This window comes from Geminocystis herdmanii PCC 6308 (genome assembly GCF_000332235.1).
GTDB lineage: Bacteria > Cyanobacteriota > Cyanobacteriia > Cyanobacteriales > Cyanobacteriaceae > Geminocystis > Geminocystis herdmanii.
Genome location: NZ_CM001775.1, coordinates 3,486,948 through 3,506,935 on the forward strand (window position 1 = coordinate 3,486,948; position 19,988 = coordinate 3,506,935).

The window sequence follows — 19,988 nt, forward strand, 5'->3', positions numbered from 1 at the left end:
AATAAAGTCCAATTCCTATTCACTAAAGCCATAATGTTGGGCTAATACTTTATCTACTTCATCTATTAGTGAAATAAAGCTAATAACTCTTGACTAGAATTAGTTAATTCAAGGGGCAAAAAATAAGAATTAGGATAAAGATAATTTTCTCCTGATTCATCAATAACTCTAATCATATTATGTTTTTTTGCTTTTTCATCTGGTATAATTTCATAAATTTTCTTAATTTCTAATGATGCTAAATAATCATCATTTTTGATACATATCACTAATTTTTTATCTAAAATATTCATAGCTTTTACTCAATCTAAAATGTACTTAATTTTGATTTCTTTTTTACCTATTCCATGAGCTTCATACCAATGAAGTTCGGCTTGACAAATGGTTGTATCTTCTAATTCAATAGTAGCAATTCCTTTTAATTTTCGCTATCTACCCCTGCCATAAGTTTTTCTTAGTCTTTCTACTTCTCTAATAGATTTATCTATAGCGATAATTTCTATTTGGGAAATATCACTAATAATAATAAAGTTCAATTTTTTCTCCTTTTTAATTCTAATCTGAGTCTAATTCTCTGCCCATTTATTCCCCCCTTTCTCAAGGGGGGTTAGGGGGGATCATTTCCTCAATTATTGCTACAATTCCCTCTAAATTACTTAAAACTTCTTCATTAGTAAATCTAATTACTTTTAATCCATATCCTTCTAATATTTTACTTCTTTGTGAGTCAGATTCTTGAGCATTTTCTTGATAATGACTTTCTCCATCGACTTCTATTACTAATTTTAATTGAGGACAATAAAAGTCAACTATAAAATTATCAATAGGGCGTTGTCTATATACTCTAAATTTAAAACTTCTTAAATAATCATACCAAAGTTTTTTCTCTGCTTTGGTCATATTGTTTCTTAATTCTTTTGCCCTAGTAACAAGATTTTTATTATATGGTAAATAGTTCATTTTGATCCTTTCAACTCCCCTTAAATAATTTGATTTGATCCCCCCAACCCCCCTTAAATAATTTGATTTGATCCCCCCAACCCCCCTTAAATAAGGGGGGCTTTTTTAGTCTGAGTCTAATTCTCTGCCCATGCGATACTTTATATCATAGTTAATTATAAAGTCTAATTCCTCGTCACTAAAGCCATAATGTTCGGCTAATACTTTGTCTATTTCATCTATTATTGATTTTGATTTTCTTGGTTCAAAAATTTGTACTTCTCTTTTTAATCCCTTTCTCATATCTTGTTCAATTCTAATACTTGAATTTTTTTCATAATCTTCCATAATAGAATCACATAAATTGATTAACTTCTTATTATTATCTAAATATTTTAACTCTAATTTAAAGTATTCAAATTCTTTTGAAGTAATATGATAATTGTCTGAAAAAGCTACCCAAAACCAGTGAAATAAATTGCTACTTAAAGAAGCCACAAAAATTTTACTATTAACATTAATATTTTTCTCTTTTAGAGTCGTTGATAATACTTTTTCTCCTTTTATAGTAATTGTAGGAGGTTTTATGAGAAATAATCTATAATATGATCCACTCGCATTTCTAAAATAAACTTTATTTTTTGATTCTTTTGTAAAGCATAAAGATATAGGCTTTTGAAGATTCATTTTTTCTAAAATACTTAACTCTATATATGAACCTATTTTATAGACAAAATTATTAGATAAGCAACTAGAATTGATATATAGCAGTCAGTTATGAGTTGTGAAAATTATCTTATCATCAAAGGCAAGAGGCAAAAGGCAAAAGGCAAGATTAGTCGTATCTTCGATATTTTTTCTAATAATTTATTTCTCACAAATGATTCCTGATTGCTATAAGTAATATTATCAAATAAATATGGTCTATATTTTTCAAACCATCTAACATAATTAGTTGTATGTACTAAAAATTTATGTTTTTTAAGAATATGAATTGATAATTGACTTTTTACTCCTGAAAAAAGTGTACTAGGGTTAGAATCTCCTGCAAAAAAACTAAACCAACTATAAATATTATGTTTTTTATAATACTCAAATAAGGGTGTCATTCTAGGAGTTGATAAACTACTTAGAGGAATAATAAATCCTAGTAAACCTTTATTATTCAATAGATTTAAACAGTTTTCTACCGTAAAAGCATATAAATTGCCGCATTTTTCCGTTTCATAACCCTTAATTTCATAATCCTTTTTAACTTTGCTATATTCCACATAAGGGGGATTGCCGATAATCACATCAAAACCGCCGTTATTAATAATCGAATAAAACTCCGTAAACCAGTGGAAAGGTTGATGAGAAGTTAACCATTTTTCATAGTCTTTTTTCTTCTTAATATCAACGCCATATTCTTTAGCTAAATAATTATTTAATTCCTCGTTTAAACTAGCTAAATTTTCCTTTAACTTTGCTTTAGTTTCTGTAAAATTAACGCCATCGCTTTGGGTTTGAATATTTCTAAAAGTTTGATAAACCTCGCTTACTGCCTTAGCTTTAGCGTTTATCACTGCCATATCATCATATAAATCTAGTTTACCTTGTCGATCGCCCTTAACGGCTTTTTCTACTTCTTCATAGTTAGCAAAACCCACTAAACTATTGCCCGATCTAATGTTAAAATCAATGTCAGGTAATGGCTCAATACCATAATTTTGATCCCCCCTTCCCCCCTTACTAAGGGGGGTGCTGAAAGCGGGGGGATCGATTTGAGAAGCTAATTTTAGAAATAATCGCAGTTTACAAACTTCCGTTGCTTCCTCCATAATATCCACCCCATAAAGGTTATTGAGGATGATATTTTTGAGGATAAAATATTTATTATTGATGTGACTTCTAACGTTGCTTAAAATGCCTTGAAATTCTTTGATAATTTTCTGAACTCCCCCCTTAGTCAAGGGGGGTTGGGGGGGATCATTATCGCTTTTAGATCCCCCTGTTTCCCCCTTAGAAAGGGGGACTTTTTCTATGTTTTTGTTCTTAGAAGGGGGGCGATTATTTTCTTCAACAAATTCCTGCATTCTTTCTAAACAGGTATCATAAAGAGGATAAAGAATGTTTAAAGCTGAGAATAAAAATGCACCACTGCCACAGGTTGGATCTAAAATAGACATAGTGGCTAATTTTTCATAGAAAATCTTGAGAGTTAAGGGTGAATTAAGGTTAGAAATGGCATCTTGGGCAAATTGACGAATGTTAAGATTATAGGTAATTAAGTCATTAATATTAGTAATTTCACCATTAGTTAATTTTTCCTTAATTTCAAAATAACGGTTTCTTCTGGCTACTACTTCTCGCCAGATTTCTGTGGGTAAGCCATAATTTTTATCGGCGGTTTGATTCCAATTTTCTCTCTGGGAAACATCATTTATTCCTTTAGCAATGTCATCAGGTAAGGATAAATTTACTCCTTTTTTAACTGCATCATAAATATATCGATCGGGGTTTTCTGCTAATAATTGAAATAAGGATGATCCCCCCAAACCCCCCTTATTAAGGGGGGCTTTTTCTGTATTTTCCTGCTGATTAAGGGGGACTTTTCCCGTATTTTCCTGCTTATTAAGGGGGACTTTTTCTGTATTTTCCTGCTTATTAAGGGAGACTTTTCCCGTATTTACTCCCCCCTTTTGTAAGGGGGGCGGGGGGGGATCAAATTCTCTTAATACACTATCAAATAAGTAGGGAATAATGCAGTTTTTGCTAATATATTCGGTGATGTCTTCTTTGGTATAATATGCCCCCATTTGCTTCTGGTTGATATATTTCTCGAAGATGTAACCTAAAACATCGGGGTTAATTTCGTTATCAGATTTTAAGGGTCGATCGTCCAAATACCAGTTATACTGATCAAAGAAAGTAAATATTTTCTCGAAGGCTTCGTCTTTAATTTCAATGTTAGGATACTTATTTTCGAGGGGATGAATTTCAAATAAGCCACCATTTAAATAGGGTATTTTGCCTAATAATTGATCTAATTCGGGAGTGCGATTTTGACTGCCTAAACCATCATGAAATAATCTTAATAAAAAGTAGCGATAGAAAGAATAGAAATTTAGATTTGATCCCCCTGTTTCCCCCTTACTAAGGGGGACTTTTTCTGTATTTAATTCTCCTTTATTTAAGGGTACTTTCTTTGTATTTACTCCCCTTTTATTTAAGGGGACTTTTTCTGTATTTACTCCCCCCTTTGTTAAGGGGGGTTGGGGGGGATCATTTTTTATTTCATTTAGTTTATTTCTAAGATAATTTAGATCACTATTTAAAAAGCCTTTTTTCTGGATAAAATAGACAAACATTAGGCGATTAAGCATTAAAGATGCGTACCATTGTCGATCGAAATCAACAGTTATTCCTTCAATAAAACCTAAGAATTGACTATGTTCTTTCTTAAATTTATCATAGAATTTCTTGGTAACTTTGTCCACATCAAAGGCTTGTTTTGTTCTCGATCGAACTTCTGTTAAATTCAATTTTTCTTCTTCATCTAAGTCAATATAAATAGTATCTAATATCTGTAATAAAGCCTCTTTTTTGTGGGTAGAATATTCAACAGTACGATTTGCTAAAGGTTGATTAGCTTCTTTTTTTACCCATTGCCATTTTTGATTTTGGTCTAACTCAGAAGCATAAATGATAAAATGTTCGTAGGAATATTTACTAATTTCTTGATCAATTTTTTTGAGGGTAGAAACAAGGGGAATTGATTGATTTTCTAATAAGCATAAAAAGACATTAAAACCTCGTTTATCAGCAATAGGTTTTAAGGTGAATATTTGCTCATCAATAGAAATATATTTTTCAGTATCATCTGCGGGATAATCCCATCCTAATTCTTCAATAAACAATGATTCAAAATTCAAATTGTCAAGATATTTGGTAATGTTTTTACGGTTAATTTTCATTGGTTTTTCTCCTTTTTTTCCCTTTGGTATAATGATAATTGGATAGATTCCTAATTTCTAAAATTTTTCTCTAAATTTGACTTAAAATAAAGCACGTTTTACATCAGAAAGAAAGGCAAGAAGATTAAATTCTGTTTTCTTATTAAAAGGTAAAATACTGTCTTTGCCAACAGAGGATTCACCAATAATACTTTCATAAGGATTAAGTTTTAAACTGATACTACTACTTTTATATTGTTCATATCGGGAAAAATGAAATAAAGTAAGGTATTGCAAAATATCATCCTTGAGATTGTTGTCTTCTTTATCGTAAATCAAGCCTTGACTAATATCTTGGTTATCTAATATTCCCTGATAGGTATTGAGTAACGTGGAATAAGACATCACCCCTCGATAATTTCTTTCTTCGGCTTTGCCGACAGATAAGCCATTGAATAAGTTGAAGAAAACTACGGATTTTTGAGATTCATCGTCAAATAAATTACCTAAGTCTTCGGTGTTTTGAATATAAAAAGAGTTGGGAGGGTTGGTTTTATATTTTAAGGAAACAACATAATATTTATCGAAGAAAATGGGATAAATGCGAATATCTTTTTTTTCGTTTTCTCCTTCCCCTTTCATCTTTTTCAATATTGCCTTTGACATGAAATATAAATCCTTGTCTTCATGGGTAACGTTGAGGTTACTGGAATAAGGAGATTTTGCGATATAAAGAAAATGACGAAATCCCTGTTTGTATAGTCTTTCTACTTCTTCCACTAAAATAGTTGGATTTTGATACATATCCTCTTTATTATAGTTATCGTTAAAAGTTTGGTCATTTCTTACCGTGATTTTATTACCTTCTTTCATAATGCGGATAGTTTCACCATATAAATTAGTAAGGCGGTTTCCTGCTTCTTTGTCTTTATAGTTAGCATCGGCTTCTCGACTAGAAACAATAATTAAAGCCAATTTCTCTAACTTTGGTTGATAGTTAGTATTGGTGATAATAAAACTTTTGGGTAAAACGGAATATAAAGAAGTTAAACCATTTCTTAAACGATAACCTCTACCTTTTTCTGTGATGTCTAATCCTTGCGCGTTGGCTAAATGTTTCTTTCTTAATAAATGGGCGAGAATTTTTGAGTACGATCGAATAAAATGTTCTTCATTATAGGGTAAATCTCTATCTTTAATATGTAACCGCATAATGGGAATAAAAATCTTTTTCGATACCGATTCTAAAATAACCTCCATGGCAAGATAAATTAATAAGGCAAAGACAAAACGATAGATAAAGGCTTTCGGTGACTTATAATCCTCAAAAATAATTTTACTTTTTTCTGTTTGATTATTTGCTGGAATACCAATATTAGAAAGAAGAAGATGATTATAGTCGATAACAATAAGGCTATTTTTATGTTTTTCATCTTTATCATCTTTATTTTCTTCAAAAAAATCTTGATATAATTTTTTAGCTTTGTTATCTGATAAAGGTACAAATAAAATTGGCAAAGCCTTAATATTAGTTAAATTATAAGCTAACTTCAGAGTTTGATTTTCCTGAGTGTCATAATATCGAATATCCTCAATGGTAAAACTGACAGGTAAATGGTATAAATAATCATCACTGGCAATGGCTTCCCCGATGACTAAGTATTTTAAGCAATCCTTCGTCTTTATCGTTTGACGAAAAAAGTTATCATCACTATTGGTATTAATTGTTTCCGCATCGGTTTCTAAAATATTTTTATGGATACCAATTTGTAAACTATGGGGATAAGAAGGAATCTGAGATTTATATTCTAAAAATTTCTTTAATAAGTTTACTAATTTTTGAATTTTCTCCTCTGCATTGATTCTCTGAATACCAAGATAAATAATATGGAAAATCTTTTTTTTCTCTTCCTCATCATTTTCTTGTAAAACTTTCATCACATCATTTTCCCAAAATTTCAGAGGATTATATGTTAATTCCCCTTCAATATCATAATCTGATGCTTTTGCGTCAAGGCGAGAAGCAAAAATAAAAGTAAACAATAAAGCGATGCGTAAAATTTTTCTTTTCCCCGTATCTCCCTTCTTTAATTCTTCCTTGTGTTGACTACTATGGGGATTAAGTAAATTTAGATAATATGCAAAACTAGAATTAGTGTTTTCTCCTTGATTTTTAACTCCCCCATTTAACTTCAGTTTTAAAGCAAAACTAAAGGATTTTTCCCCTTTGACTTCATTACTACTTTCCCCTAAATACCCTTCAATGATGGGAATAACTGGTAAAATATTGTAGGCTTCTCCCCTCGCTAATAAGTCTTTATAATTAAGTTGCAAACCTTCATAATTAACTTGATAATCAGTGTCACTTTTGTTGTTATCATTCAAATAATCTTCTAATAATTTGATTCGCCGAATTAAGTCTTCTAAATAAATAGATTCAGGCTGTTTTCTCACATCTTCCTGTTGCAAAATATATCTTAAATAATGAATTTGTGCCTCTTTTTTAAGTCTAGCAACAGTTTCATTTTTGATTAAGTCAATTAAGTTTTCTATCTCCGATTTTTTATTGTTTCTTCGATTTTGTTTATAGTTAATAAAATCCTCTAATTTTTCTTCTAAAGTTTCTCTGGCATCAGAGTCAAGATGATTAAATTGTGTTTTAACATAAGTCTCTAAACTTTTCTTTATTTCTGCTTCAAATTCTTTAATTTTACTGACGGTAATGGTTAATCTATGAAGTTTTAAGATAGATTTATCTCCATTTTTATCAGGTATTTTAGGCAAACTTAATTCTTGCTTTTTAATACCATAAATATCATTAAAATTAAATTTAAAACCTTTAACTTTATTATCTTTTGGATTAATTATCTCCTCTGACTTCCATTTAGTTATATCTGTCAATATATTTTCAATATTTGTATCTAATAACGAAGGATTATTATCTTGTATTAATAACAATAATTTTTTTAATTTATCTCTGATTTGTCTAATTTTTTCAGGAAATTTATCAATACTTTTACTACTAAAATTAACGCTGACAACTCGATCGAACTTATCACAATCTGCAGGTAATTGTACTTGATTAGATAATGCTATATTATAGGCGATCGAGTCCATATCAATCTTTAATCTTTTGTTATCCTTAGAAAAAGTAAAAGGATTAGTAACCTTATCTAAATGCTCTAAAATTTGGTCAAATAAAAGACTATAATCAACAGTAGTTAGTGAAGAATCTTCCTCTCTTAAGCGATTAACCATGATAATAATTAGTAGTAAAAATAAATGCTATTTTTTCAACAACAAAATTTTATTTCTCAGAGAAAAACATCGGTTTGTTTTTAATCTGAATTATTTTCAGTAATTGTTGTTAACTTTATTTAATATGATACTACTAATTTTCTCTATCTAGCAAATAAAATTTACAATATTGCAATATTGGTGATTAAGCTAAAGGTTTTTGACAAAATTTTCTAATAATGTTAATCCAGACTCCGTCAAAATACTTTCAGGATGAAATTGTACTCCCTCCACTAGAGGATATTCTTTGTGTCGGATACCCATAATAATACCGTCATCAGTCCAAGCGGTAATCTCTAACACAGAGGGAAAAGTATTCTTATCAACCACGAGACTATGGTAACGAGTGGCGTTAAAGGGGGTTTGTATATCTTGAAATACCCCACTATTTTGATGATTAATGGGGGATATTTTACCGTGCATCAAAGTTGGAGCGGAGATTATTTTACCACCGTAGGCTTGTCCGATGGTTTGATGTCCTAAACATACCCCTAAAATGGGATAAGTTGGGGCTAATTGTGTGACTAATTCCAAACAAATTCCAGCGGAATCAGGATTCCCCGGACCGGGTGAAATGACTATACCATCAGGGTTTAACTCTATAATTTCTTGTATGGTAATTTGATCATTGCGATATACTTTGATGTTTTGGGCAACGGGATATTTATTGCCTAATTCTCCTAAGTATTGTACTAGGTTATATGTAAAGCTGTCGTAGTTATCTATAACCAGAATCAATCTATTTTCTCCTATGGTCAATTCAAAAGTGAGATAATTAAGTCTATCCCATGAGGTAACAAAATAAAACCTGCTACGAATACAGATGCGATCGCCGAGATTAAAACAGCACCCGCAGCGCAATCTTTAGCAATTTTAGCTAATTCATGGTAATTTTGCTTAACGGTTAAATCTACCACAGATTCGATGGCAGTATTGAGTAATTCTAAAACAAGAACAGTGGCACAAGTTAAAGAAATAATTGCCATTTCGACGGTGGTTACTTGCAGATAAAAACCAAGACTTATGGCGATAGAAGTCATGAGAGTATGAATACGGAAGTTACGTTGAGTTTTGAAGGCATATTTTACTCCCTGCCAAGCATACTTAAAACTAGAAAAGAGGTTAGTAGCTACTTTCCATGATAAGTTACGTTTTTCTTTTTTCAATAAAATAACAGATTCACTATTAGGAATGGTAGAAATATTGTCGTGAAAGATTTGAAACTTGTTCATATTGTTAACTTTTGTTAATTAATGTTCGATCGATACTTAAGTATAAATGGATATTTACTCCTTTATTCACTTTATGATGGTATTTTAGCTACTATTTCTCCCGAAAGCACATTTATTTTACTGATGATGCTTTATTTTTTCAAGATTTGAGGAAGAAAAAATCCCCTGGAGATCAAAAAATTATCCTCCTTTAATTAAAATACCGATAAATGCCAATATACCGACTACAATTAGAGCGATCGAAACCACAAAACTGAGAGATAAACGAGAAGTATAAATAAAATCACCTCGATCGATCCTTTTTAAATCCTGACGATGACTTAAAGCCGCCGCTAATAAAGCTAAAGTTCCAATGATAATAAAAGATAATCCCAAAAAACGAGAAAGGGGGAAAGAATCAACTTCTGTTTCAAAAGCCTGATGAATAGCTACTAAAATACGATCGATTCCAAAACCGAAGCTAATTAAAGAAAGACAAGTACGAATCCACGCCATTAATGTACGCTCGGCGGCGGCTCGATTACGTTCTTTTGCCAATTCGTTATTAAGATTATAGGGAGAAGTCATAAGCGAATAGGCATCTAAAGTTTGCTGATAAGGGTAGGCAAGAATTAAGAATTAAGAATTAAGAATTAAGAATTAAGAATTAAGAATTAAGAATTAAGATTTTAAAAATTCTACCTGTCCACCTGTCCACCTGTCCACCTGTCCATCTTTCCCCTTCCCCTCTTCCCCCTCTCATCTTCATCATTTTATCGTTAATCTAACACCTCCCTCCTCGATCGAAACAAGGAAGACCTCAGATAATGGTAAACTAAGGAAGAAAATCTTAACATATATTCATAATGGCTAGAATTAACGATAATTACTTAAAATTAAAAGCAGGTTACTTATTCCCCGAAATTGCTAGACGAGTTAATACTTTTGCCCAAGAAAACCCCAACGCTAATATTATCAGATTGGGCATTGGTGATGTTACCGAACCTTTACCGAAAGCCTGTCAAGATGCCATGGTTCAAGCTATTGCTGATATGGGCGATCGTGCTACATTTAAAGGATATGGACCCGAACAAGGTTATAGTTGGTTAAGAGAGAAAATAGCCGAACATGATTTTCAGAGTAGAGGGTGTGATATATCCGCCGATGAAATCTTCATTTCCGATGGTTCTAAGTGCGATACAGGCAACATTCTCGATATTTTTGGCAAAAACAACAAAATTGCTGTAACTGACCCCGTATATCCCGTTTATGTGGATACGAACGTGATGGCAGGACATACGGGAGATGCCAACGAAAAAGGGGAGTATGAAGGTTTAGTTTATCTTCCTATTAGTGCTGAAAACAATTTTACAGCAGAATTACCGACTGAGCCTGTTGATTTAATTTATCTTTGTTTTCCTAACAACCCCACGGGTGCGATCGCCACGAAAGAGTATTTAAAAGCATGGGTAGAATACGCAAAAAAACATGATGCGATTATTCTCTTTGATGCTGCCTACGAAGCCTTTATCACTGATCCTAGTTTACCCCATTCTATCTATGAAATTGAAGGGGCTAAAGACTGTTCGATCGAATTTCGCTCATTTTCCAAAAATGCAGGATTTACGGGGACTCGTTGCGCCTTAACCGTAGTACCGAAAAACTTAATCGGAAAAGCCAGTGATGGTTCAAATGTCGAAATTTGGAAACTATGGAATCGCCGTCAATCCACTAAATTTAACGGTGTTTCTTATATTGTACAAAAAGGAGCAGAAGCGGTATATTCCGAAGCAGGAAAAGCACAGATTGCGCAATTAGTCAAATTTTATTTAGAAAATGCCCAAATTATCCGAGACGAATTAACAGCATCTGGATTAAGCGTTTACGGCGGAGTCAATGCGCCTTATGTCTGGGTAAAAACTCCTGATGGTTTATCAAGTTGGGATTTCTTCGATAAGTTATTACAGAATGTTAATGTAGTGGGTACTCCGGGTTCTGGTTTTGGTGCGGCAGGAGAAGGTTATTTTCGTCTGAGTGCCTTTAATAGCCGTGAAAACGTCATCGAAGCCATGAGACGCATTACTACTACTATGAATTTTTCTTAGACTAGATTTTTTTCTACTCTTGTAGAGACGTAAAATTTTACGTCTCTACCTAAAATTACGTTTCTACCTAAAATATGGTTGATGTCTAATAAATATAGATTATTCCAATTGAGAAATACACCATCCCGAAGATGTTTTGTTTAGATTAATAGTATAATCATTTACCGTATATCCAGTCTCAATTCTTATACGATATACTGCACTATTAGGGTTAATTTTTCTCCATAAAATAACATGATTATCTATGCTAGTTTCAAAAGAAGATTGGCTATTTAACATCGAGCTACACCAGTATTTAGCATCATCAATAAAAGGTTTATAACTATAACTGCTAATAGTCGTCATAAAATCCTCAATAAAAGAGTTAGCTTTATCTTGATTGTCTAACTGATTAATTTTACTTTTTAATGCCGATAAATTTTTTTTATATTCAGGTATTTTTTTCTTCCCTTCTTCGGATAATGTTGTACCAGTTGGTATTTTATATAAAAGAGAAATTGCTGTTTCCCATTTTTGAGCCGACTCTTGTAAACTACTCAAAGAATCTGGATAACTTTTCGTTAAATGAATTGCTGAGTTGACATTATTGATAGCAGATTTAAAATTATTTTCGGCAGTTTGCTGTTGTTTTAATCTTTCTTCTACCATCTTTAAACGAGTGGTATAAGTATCTATTTTTTCTTTAATATCTTTTTGTAAAGAAGCATTTTCTGGGGCAGATTTTAAATAGTCAATCGCTGATTCCCATTCGGTTTTTGCTTGTTGCCAAACTTCAGCACTATGGGGAGGATTTTTTGCCATTTCTGTCGCCTTTGTTGCTGATTTCATAGATAAAGAAAAATTATCTTTTGCTTGTTTTTCTAATTCAATTAATGCGTTTTCTTTTTCCGTAACTTGATTAATTTTTTCGTTAATTATTGATATTAATTCTTGTCCTTGATCATAAGCAGACATGGGATAAGTAGGAATACTTTTTATTTCATTTAATTCTTTTTCAAGTTTACTTTTTATTTCCTTAATTTCTTCTATATTATTCGATAAATAATCAGTATTAATTGACTCAACTATTACTTGACTAGCTTCAATTTTTTCTATTTGTTTACTTCTCAAGAAAAAGAGGGTTAAAGTAATTAATCCAATACTAATAAGACTAATTCCTCCGAATAATAAAACTTGCTTAATTAATTTATTATTTTGATTCAAAAAATCGGGCAAAGAAAAATTAAACTTTTTTTGATCTTTCTCTAAATTTAACTCAAATTTTAATTCATAAATATCATTAGCTTTTTTGCCATCGGTAACAAAAACTATCCTAATACCTTTTTCTGGATTCCTTTCTTTTTCTTTCCAGTCTTCGATCGTAAATTCATAACGGTTATTGTCATCTCCTGAAATATAACCGCTATTTTTTTCTTCAAAATAACCTAAAATTACACCTTTCATAATCTTTAAATCTTGTTTTTTATATTTGAAGTATGCTAAAAATTTACTTTTTTCTTCTAACAGGTAATCTTGTATCTAAATCAAATCCATAATCAGATGATAATTTCCTAATAATTCTTGAAGCCTCAATAACACAATTAGCTTTTTCTATCGCATAATCTTGACCACATGAAGAAATCCCGTGTACAAGAGCATTTCTCAATTTAAAGGCTTTTTTGAGGTTATCCCAGTCTGTAATTACTTCAGTTAATCTTTTATTTACTCGTAGAAAAACCTCATCTTTCCAAACTTTTTTGTAACCATCAAGTCCACCTCTTTCGTCTTTCAATTTTTGACGTATTTCCACATTAGGAGATGTACCTAAAACAATAATTGCTCGACGAATTGTCCACTCAAAATGAATTACAGAAAGAAGCAATGAAAGTGAGGCATCTTCTTTTAAGATTGCTAAAATACGCTGTTCTCTTAATGGGCTAGAATCTTTGACTAAAAACATAAATTTTATAAGTTAGTAAGGTTTATGAATTATTTTTTGACAATTTTGCCGTACTTCAGACGCCATATCTCTTATCTCATAAGCTAAGTATTGATACTCTCTCAAACTAGAATCATCAAGTATTACATCCTTAGCAACATATTCCTTGATTTCTTCTGTAGTGTAGCTAGAACTATCATTTATGAAGTTTCCGATCCTCAGTGCGATCATTGATGCCAAATCTTCAATTTCTTTCGCTCGTGTGTAAAGACTTCTTGCCCTGTTTTTGATGGATTCAGTAGCGCCCGTACCCTCAAAATCATCTACCAATTTATTGTAATCTTCCAATAAAATCGGCAAACTCTCGGATACTTCAATAAGTCTTCCCTTAGATTCTTTTTCCGTCTCTTGTTCTTGTTCAGTCCCTTGTCCTATTCGTGTATCTTGGAAAGAACGCCACCCATTTATTTGGGGACTAAAAATAAAATAGCCTCCAAATAAAATTAGTAAAGCAGTAGCTGTTTTCCATTGATTATTTTTAATAAAATTCAGCAAATTTTGAAAGAATTTATTATCTTTATTAGATAAAGAGGTATAACACTTTTTCGACAAATCTACTGTTAAATTCCAAATATTTCCTAGTTTATTATCTGTGTTTAAATTCTCTGAATTAGACTTTACTTCTAAAAGAACAAAAATATCGATCGCTTTATTGCCTTCTATATCAAAATCTACTCTGAGATTCTTTTTAGGCAGTGAGTCTGTATCTGTCCAATTACTTTTAGTAAAAGTATAACCTTTTCCGTCATCACCAGAAATATAGCCGAGATCATTTTCTACTGAATAGTCAAGAATTGTTCCTTTCATAATCTTTTTTCTCCTCTTTTAAATTAACTTTCTGCACGATAATAATTTAATCTTTTAACTAGCTGTTTAAAAGCCGTTTCCCAATCATCAAAAACTCTGACACTATCATCATTATTATCAGCAATAATTTGTTCTGATAAGGATTTTTTCGAGTTATTAAATAGATAAAAACCACCTAACATTTTATATTTCTGATTGTTATAAATAATCAGAGGAAAACATTGAGATTGAGGAATAAAACCGTATTCTTCTATATCTTCGGGAAATTCATCTTCTGTGAGTAATAAAACTTCGCCACCATAATTAAAAGTTAGGCGAATTAAATTGAAAATTAAGGCTTTTTCATTGTCTTTTAAACGGGGATAAATCTCGTATAATGCCTCATCGGACATATTGCGGATAAAGTTATGGGGTTTATAACCTAAATCTTTTCTTCCTAAGTCTAATTCAAAATCAAAATACCATTCTCTACGTTTTTCCATAAACCAACCTCTGACTATATTTTTATTGATTTGATAGTCTAAGAGTTCGATTTCTTGTCCATAGTTTTTACTTAATAAATCCTGTAATAATTCTCTGCGAGTTGGTTCTTTTTTCTCTGGTTTTTGTTCTACTTTTGGAGGTATCAATTCTTTAAATTTTTTCTCGACAACCCCTGCGATTAATTCCTCTAAATTTTGATCAATTAAGCGATGATCGATTTCTACTTTGAAATTTTTACTATCATTGGGGTTATCTTCTACATAATTAACGGGATTTCTACCTTGCCATTTTAAAGGAGGATTAACGGTTTCAATCTTGGCATTTTTAAAGCCTAAATATAATTTATTATTTTCGTTTCTTTGACTCGTTTGTGGATCATATTCGGCTTTAATTGCTAAACTTCCATCCCAATTATAAACTTCGATGTTCGTTAAATTTTCGTCTCTAAATTTTGCGATCGTCCACCAACCGCTACCCCCTTGTTTTAAGAGTTGGGTTAAATCTTTTTTTGTTCTGACTCTTACTGTTAAGTTACTCATTTTTTCTATTTTTTATGTTTGATGAATGGATAATTTTTTGATGTGGTGGGCAATGCCCACCCTACTTTTTAGCCTTTATTTTTAATTATCATTACTTCGATAATTTTCTTCGCTTTTGCTTTTGTTACTGATAATTTATCGGCTAACAATAACATCGCATTTTCTTCTGATTCGCTCACATTTCCATCGGACATGATAATATCAACAGAAACAGCAAAGGCGGTGTCGTGTAAGTCTTTGGGTAAGGATGCAATACTTTCTCCTAATGCCTCCCCAGGATTCGTTAATAAATATTTCATGGATTTTTCTAGCAGTTGTTTCATACTACCTCGATACGATCGAAATGTGTTCATTCGTGCTAAGACGTTAACGATGATGTCCATTTCTTGCTCATCTAAGCTACCATCACCTATGGCGCTAAACAAAACAATTATGGTAAAGGCTTCGGCGGCGGGTAAACTGGCTGTTTTTCTTGCCATGATACAATATTCTCCAATATTAATTAATGTTCTATATACTTATCAGGTTGATTCGATGATTTTATGCAGTAACATTAATGTTATTTTTGCTAATCGTTGATCGACTGATTTTTTTATGTTTGTCGGGACATAATAAATATATTATGCCCGTAAGGCTTTAGCCGTTAATCGCTCTAAAGAGCGTACTACGAACTTGTTTAGGGATCATGATCCCTTTTTATGATTAAATTATTTATTCTCATGAGAAATAAAAACTTTTACAAAATAGAATAGGAGATTGCTTCGTGCCTCGCAATGACACAATATCATTTAAAATAAATCTTTAAATTTACCTAAATCTTTACCTTTTTTCTGTTCTTCTTTTTGAGGAATACGCATTTGATCAATCGCCGTATCTAATAACGCATTATTAGATACGGCAGGGGCTTTTTTATTAGTCATTAATTCTCTAGCTCGATCGAGGATTTTCTCTTTTTTCGGTGAAATACCTCTCAATGTTTTTAGCTCATATTTATCCTCTTTTCCATCTTTTAAAATAATGGCAAAATTAAGATTATTTTCATCATTAAAATAAAGTCTAATTAAGGTTTTTTTCTCGTCATTATCAATATTAATACCACAAAATTCTACAGTATCTTTTAATTTTAAACGAGTGTCATCTAAACCATTATTTTTTATGATTCTTTTGATAATATTAAATCCATCAACTTCTTTTTGAGTCGTAATAATTTGATTAATTTTATTATCTTTTGCGACTTGCTTTATCCCAGATTTTTCATGCTTAAAATCTTTATCTTGAGTTTTTAATTGCCCTTTAAGTCTCTCAATTTCTTTGCGCATCTTTTCCATTTCATTTTTCGCATGATTAGCTCCCATAGCCATATATTGAGCATTTTTTATCTGAAGTAATGTCTCACGCATTTCTTGGGCAGATTCAAAACGATTTTGAGGTAAAACAGCTAAAGATTCTTGGATAAAAACAGTTAAAATTTTCCCAATAATTTCTTCTAAACCGTCTAATCTGACCTTAGCATTTTGCGGATCAACAATGGGATTTGGTTCAATTTTAAAACCATGGGCACCAATACCCGTTAAACAAACTAACATTGTCATTCCTACGGCAAATAAATCACTCTGATACATGGCTTTGCCACACATTTGTTCTAAAGGGCAATATCCCATAGTTCCTGCTTGAGTACCTGTTTGATCTAAAGTAGAGTAAGATACCTCTTTAATTAAACCAAAATCTATTAAAACTGGTTTATTATCACCTTCTCTTAAAATGATATTTTGAGGTTTAATATCACGGTGAATCACGTTTTCTCCGTGAACTTTAATTAATACTTCTAGTAAGGATAAAATAATATCGATAATTTCTTGAGAAGAAAATGTTGATTTTTTCTGCACTTTTGCCATTAAAACATCGGCTAAAGTTTGCCCTTTTACATACTCTTGAATTAAGTAAAAATTTCCTTCAAATTCAAAAAAGTCAAATAAAGAGGGGATTTGTCCATGCGCACTACCTAATTTTTGTAACGTCTGAGATTCTCTCTTAAATCTAGTAATTAAATCTTGATTTTGAGCAGGATTATTGGTTAATTTTTGGGCTTTAGCAACATAGTTAACTGATACATTAGCGGTTAAACTTTTGACTAAAAAAGCCGCCCCAAAACCTCCTTCACCTATTTTTTTGATAACTTCGTATTTATCCGCTAAACGATAACCTTTATCTATCGTTGATAAATCTCTCGTACTTTTTTTGTCGTTTTTTTTGTTGCGATCGCCGCCAGCAAACATTCCTAACATGGCTTTTTCTTTAATTAATGACTAAATATGACATAGAAGTATTATAGTCTTTAAATTAAAAATGTCTAACGAAACATCAACAATTGTTTACAATCTGGACTTAGCCAGTAGAATACAATAAAAAAAGTATTTGATTCTGGGGTTACGTTATTCTTAACCCAACCTGCCACACGATCGATTTTTCATGGCTTCTGACAAAACTTTACAAGCGTGATCAGCACAACAACCGCAATCAGTGGAAACTGAAGTCACCTCACAGAGTTTTTCTAAGGAAGAAATTCCTTGCTCTACGGCTTGATGAATGTCTTTTTCTGTTATACCTTTGCAAATACAAACGTACATATTATTTATTTAAAAATTTTGGGATTATTGAGAAATAATATCATTATTATTGGTTAATTGTCAAGATTTTTTTTGCGTATTCTTTGCGCCTTTGCGTCTTTGCGTGAGATATTCTCAAAACTTAGAGTTCGATCGAAATACTCAGATCGGATGACAAAAGAGTTTCGGCGGCGGTTAACATATCGGGGACAATATCCCGTAAATCATCCCTATTATTAAGATAAGTGGATAATGCCGAAAGAGGGTCTAAACTTTTGCCGATGCCTAATTCTGGTAGTCGAGGACGAGCTAATTGGGTGATTAGCTCAGGTTTGATGGTATAATTATGAGCCAGACATAGTTTTTGTTTGACTTCTGTGGTAGAAATTAACTCTATTTGTTCCGATCGAATCTTGTAAATTAATCGCACTACGGCATCTTCAATATTGTGTTTTTCGATGGCTTTTAACAAGTGATATTGAGGGGTAGAACTTTCACTTAAATCCACTTCAATAGTGATAAAAGGACGAGCGGGTAAAATGCAAAATTCCCAAGCAACTTTTTTCTGATTAATATTAATTAAAACATAGCCTTTTTCTTCTTTTTCTTCTGAAAAGTCCACCCTTTCAATGCTACCGGGATACACCACAGGAGGATTGTTTTTTTTGTTCAAATTTTGATGTTTATGAACGTGACCTAAAGCTACATAGTCGAACTCAGAACGTGCTAGGATAGATAAAGGCACTTGAAAACCTTTTCCCACTGCCAAAAATCTTTCTGCCCCTAAATTAGCTCTTTCTGCCATGACATGGGCTAATAAAATTGTGGGAATTTCGGTATTTAATTTTCTGATTTCTGCCTCTAAAATAGGTTCAATTTTTTGAATCAATAACTTATTAATATCCTCAGCCGATAACCCTTCGGTTTCAGGGCGTGTTAGTAAAATCGATCGAGTTAACCAAGGTAATGTAATAACCTGTATTTGCCCTGATTTAGTATTAATTAAATGGGTTGCTAATTTTTCTCCGACAATAAAATTAGGCACTCCTAAAGTATGATAAATCGATAAACTTGCTCCGCCTTGCCTCTGACTATGACTGTGTTGATCATGATTTCCTACTAATAAGACTGTGGGAATTTGAGCTTCTACTAGGCGACAAAATTCCCTCGCAAATGCTGATTGAATATAGGGTGCTGGAGTACTATCAGGAAAGGCATCTCCCCCAAATAACACCAAATCCACTTTATCATCAATGGCTCGATCGATGCAGATACTTAAACAGTGAATAAAATCTTCTAACCTTGTATTTAACCCCGTTTCTGGGTTAATTTTTCCGTGACTAAAACTACTGCCTAAATGTATGTCGCTTAAATGGAGAATCTTCATATACAATTAAGAATTAAGAATTAAGAATTAAGAATTAAAAATGAACAATGTATCCCCCTAACTCCCTAATTCCCCCCCTAATTCCCTAAATATTTCTCATAGCCCAATTCATCTAACTTGGCTTGTTTTTCATTTACCATATTTTCTAATTTTTGGCTATATTCTTTAACTTTTTGTAACAATTCGGGTTGTTGACTAGCTAAAATTCTCACCGCCAATAAACCGGCATTTTCGGCATTACCAATGGCTACTGTCGCAACGGGAATTCCCCTCGGCATTTGCACGATCGAATACAAAGAATCAACACCTTGTAACTGTTTCGTTGAAACGGGTACACCAATGACAGGTAAAGGGGTTAAAGAGGCAACCATACCGGGTAAATGGGCAGCACCTCCCGCCCCAGCGATAATAACTTTGATGCCTCTAGTATGGGCGTTTTGGGCGTATTCTACCATTTTTAAGGGAGTGCGATGGGCGGAAACTATCTCTACTTCATAAGCTACTGCAAATTCTTCGCAAATGATGATGGCACTTTTCATGGTGGGTAAATCGGAATCGCTACCCATAATTATGGCTATTTCGGGAGATGTGTGAGACATTGATTAATAATTTCGATCGAATTAAATAAGTATGATTATACTATACTGCTCCTCAATAATTTGTTAGCAAAAAAAAGCGATCGAAATCACGATCGCTTAAAA

Annotated in this window: 18 protein-coding genes; 1 reads left to right on the forward strand and 17 read right to left on the reverse strand. The window is 32.2% G+C overall.

What is annotated here, in order from left to right; translation table 11 throughout:
• Positions 1-65: 65 nt before the first annotated feature.
• The 8 genes from SYN6308_RS17495 to SYN6308_RS17530 form a co-directional block, all read right to left on the reverse strand.
• Positions 66-293, reverse strand: coding sequence for a hypothetical protein (locus SYN6308_RS17495; protein WP_017295747.1), 228 nt, complete (start codon positions 291-293; stop codon positions 66-68).
• A gap of 304 nt (positions 294-597) precedes the next feature.
• The gene (locus tag SYN6308_RS17500) at positions 598-960 is read right to left on the reverse strand and encodes an endonuclease domain-containing protein (protein ID WP_017295748.1); all 363 of its coding nucleotides are present in this window, start codon (positions 958-960) and stop codon (positions 598-600) included.
• 105 nt (positions 961-1,065) lie between these two features.
• Positions 1,066-1,626, reverse strand: a complete 561-nt coding sequence (locus SYN6308_RS17505; protein ID WP_026102141.1) for a hypothetical protein — start codon at positions 1,624-1,626, stop codon at positions 1,066-1,068.
• A 104-nt stretch (positions 1,627-1,730) separates the two neighbouring features.
• Positions 1,731-4,895, reverse strand: coding sequence for an Eco57I restriction-modification methylase domain-containing protein (locus SYN6308_RS22910; protein WP_052312617.1), 3,165 nt, complete (start codon positions 4,893-4,895; stop codon positions 1,731-1,733).
• Positions 4,896-4,976: 81 nt separating this feature from the next.
• Positions 4,977-8,132, reverse strand: a complete 3,156-nt coding sequence (locus SYN6308_RS17515; RefSeq protein ID WP_017295749.1) for a hypothetical protein — start codon at positions 8,130-8,132, stop codon at positions 4,977-4,979.
• A gap of 189 nt (positions 8,133-8,321) precedes the next feature.
• Entirely contained in the window at positions 8,322-8,909 is a 588-nt protein-coding gene (locus SYN6308_RS17520; protein ID WP_026102143.1) for an anthranilate synthase component II, read from the reverse strand.
• Positions 8,910-8,926: 17 nt separating this feature from the next.
• Positions 8,927-9,403: a diacylglycerol kinase family protein gene (locus SYN6308_RS17525; protein ID WP_017295751.1), complete on the reverse strand. Its 477-nt coding sequence runs from the start codon at positions 9,401-9,403 to the stop codon at positions 8,927-8,929.
• Between the two features lie 180 nt (positions 9,404-9,583).
• The gene (locus tag SYN6308_RS17530; RefSeq protein ID WP_017295752.1) at positions 9,584-9,970 is read right to left on the reverse strand and encodes a YidH family protein; all 387 of its coding nucleotides are present in this window, start codon (positions 9,968-9,970) and stop codon (positions 9,584-9,586) included.
• Positions 9,971-10,248: 278 nt separating this feature from the next.
• Between SYN6308_RS17530 and SYN6308_RS17540 the strand changes: the two genes are divergently transcribed.
• Positions 10,249-11,487 carry an LL-diaminopimelate aminotransferase gene (locus SYN6308_RS17540; RefSeq protein ID WP_017295754.1) on the forward strand — a complete coding sequence of 413 codons (1,239 nt, stop codon included), beginning with the start codon at positions 10,249-10,251 and terminating at the stop codon, positions 11,485-11,487.
• A gap of 99 nt (positions 11,488-11,586) precedes the next feature.
• On the opposite strand, the gene SYN6308_RS17545 is transcribed toward SYN6308_RS17540, so the two are convergent.
• The 9 genes from SYN6308_RS17545 to purE all read right to left on the reverse strand — a co-directional run bounded on the left by SYN6308_RS17545 (position 11,587) and on the right by purE (position 19,886).
• A complete protein-coding gene (locus tag SYN6308_RS17545; RefSeq protein ID WP_017295755.1) occupies positions 11,587-12,930 on the reverse strand; it encodes a hypothetical protein in 1,344 nt (447 codons plus the stop codon).
• A gap of 43 nt (positions 12,931-12,973) precedes the next feature.
• Positions 12,974-13,426, reverse strand: a complete 453-nt coding sequence (locus tag SYN6308_RS17550; protein ID WP_017295756.1) for a hypothetical protein — start codon at positions 13,424-13,426, stop codon at positions 12,974-12,976.
• Positions 13,427-13,438: 12 nt separating this feature from the next.
• Entirely contained in the window at positions 13,439-14,272 is an 834-nt protein-coding gene (locus tag SYN6308_RS23560; protein WP_017295757.1) for a hypothetical protein, read from the reverse strand.
• A 23-nt stretch (positions 14,273-14,295) separates the two neighbouring features.
• The gene (locus SYN6308_RS17560; RefSeq protein WP_017295758.1) at positions 14,296-15,294 is read right to left on the reverse strand and encodes a hypothetical protein; all 999 of its coding nucleotides are present in this window, start codon (positions 15,292-15,294) and stop codon (positions 14,296-14,298) included.
• 68 nt (positions 15,295-15,362) lie between these two features.
• Positions 15,363-15,773, reverse strand: a complete 411-nt coding sequence (locus SYN6308_RS17565) for a tellurite resistance TerB family protein (RefSeq protein WP_017295759.1) — start codon at positions 15,771-15,773, stop codon at positions 15,363-15,365.
• A 309-nt stretch (positions 15,774-16,082) separates the two neighbouring features.
• A complete protein-coding gene (locus tag SYN6308_RS17570; protein ID WP_017295760.1) occupies positions 16,083-17,579 on the reverse strand; it encodes a protein kinase domain-containing protein in 1,497 nt (498 codons plus the stop codon).
• Positions 17,580-17,732: 153 nt separating this feature from the next.
• Positions 17,733-17,921, reverse strand: a complete 189-nt coding sequence (locus SYN6308_RS24085) for a (2Fe-2S)-binding protein (RefSeq protein WP_071590994.1) — start codon at positions 17,919-17,921, stop codon at positions 17,733-17,735.
• A 121-nt stretch (positions 17,922-18,042) separates the two neighbouring features.
• On the reverse strand, positions 18,043-19,287 hold the full coding sequence (sbcD, locus tag SYN6308_RS17575; RefSeq protein ID WP_017295761.1) for an exonuclease subunit SbcD: 1,245 nt from the start codon (positions 19,285-19,287) through the stop codon (positions 18,043-18,045).
• A gap of 77 nt (positions 19,288-19,364) precedes the next feature.
• On the reverse strand, positions 19,365-19,886 hold the full coding sequence (purE, locus tag SYN6308_RS17580; protein WP_017295762.1) for a 5-(carboxyamino)imidazole ribonucleotide mutase: 522 nt from the start codon (positions 19,884-19,886) through the stop codon (positions 19,365-19,367).
• Positions 19,887-19,988 lie beyond the last annotated feature (102 nt).

Bases quoted from the DNA above. Each gene is read 5' to 3' on its own strand.
- SYN6308_RS17565 (WP_017295759.1), bottom strand. From the start codon at position 15,773: ATGGCAAGAAAAACAGCCAGTTTACCCGCCGCCGAAGCCTTTACCATA.
- SYN6308_RS17540 (WP_017295754.1), top strand. From the start codon at position 10,249: ATGGCTAGAATTAACGATAATTACTTAAAATTAAAAGCAGGTTACTTA.
- SYN6308_RS22910 (WP_052312617.1), bottom strand. From the start codon at position 4,895: ATGAAAATTAACCGTAAAAACATTACCAAATATCTTGACAATTTGAAT.
- SYN6308_RS17530 (WP_017295752.1), bottom strand. From the start codon at position 9,970: ATGACTTCTCCCTATAATCTTAATAACGAATTGGCAAAAGAACGTAAT.
- SYN6308_RS17515 (WP_017295749.1), bottom strand. From the start codon at position 8,132: ATGGTTAATCGCTTAAGAGAGGAAGATTCTTCACTAACTACTGTTGAT.
- SYN6308_RS17545 (WP_017295755.1), bottom strand. From the start codon at position 12,930: ATGAAAGGTGTAATTTTAGGTTATTTTGAAGAAAAAAATAGCGGTTAT.
- SYN6308_RS24085 (WP_071590994.1), bottom strand. From the start codon at position 17,921: ATGTACGTTTGTATTTGCAAAGGTATAACAGAAAAAGACATTCATCAA.
- SYN6308_RS23560 (WP_017295757.1), bottom strand. From the start codon at position 14,272: ATGAAAGGAACAATTCTTGACTATTCAGTAGAAAATGATCTCGGCTAT.
- sbcD (WP_017295761.1), bottom strand. From the start codon at position 19,287: ATGAAGATTCTCCATTTAAGCGACATACATTTAGGCAGTAGTTTTAGT.
- SYN6308_RS17570 (WP_017295760.1), bottom strand. From the start codon at position 17,579: ATGTTAGGAATGTTTGCTGGCGGCGATCGCAACAAAAAAAACGACAAA.
- SYN6308_RS17505 (WP_026102141.1), bottom strand. From the start codon at position 1,626: ATGAATCTTCAAAAGCCTATATCTTTATGCTTTACAAAAGAATCAAAA.
- purE (WP_017295762.1), bottom strand. From the start codon at position 19,886: ATGTCTCACACATCTCCCGAAATAGCCATAATTATGGGTAGCGATTCC.
- SYN6308_RS17500 (WP_017295748.1), bottom strand. From the start codon at position 960: ATGAACTATTTACCATATAATAAAAATCTTGTTACTAGGGCAAAAGAA.
- SYN6308_RS17560 (WP_017295758.1), bottom strand. From the start codon at position 15,294: ATGAGTAACTTAACAGTAAGAGTCAGAACAAAAAAAGATTTAACCCAA.
- SYN6308_RS17550 (WP_017295756.1), bottom strand. From the start codon at position 13,426: ATGTTTTTAGTCAAAGATTCTAGCCCATTAAGAGAACAGCGTATTTTA.
- SYN6308_RS17525 (WP_017295751.1), bottom strand. From the start codon at position 9,403: ATGAACAAGTTTCAAATCTTTCACGACAATATTTCTACCATTCCTAAT.
- SYN6308_RS17495 (WP_017295747.1), bottom strand. From the start codon at position 293: ATGAATATTTTAGATAAAAAATTAGTGATATGTATCAAAAATGATGAT.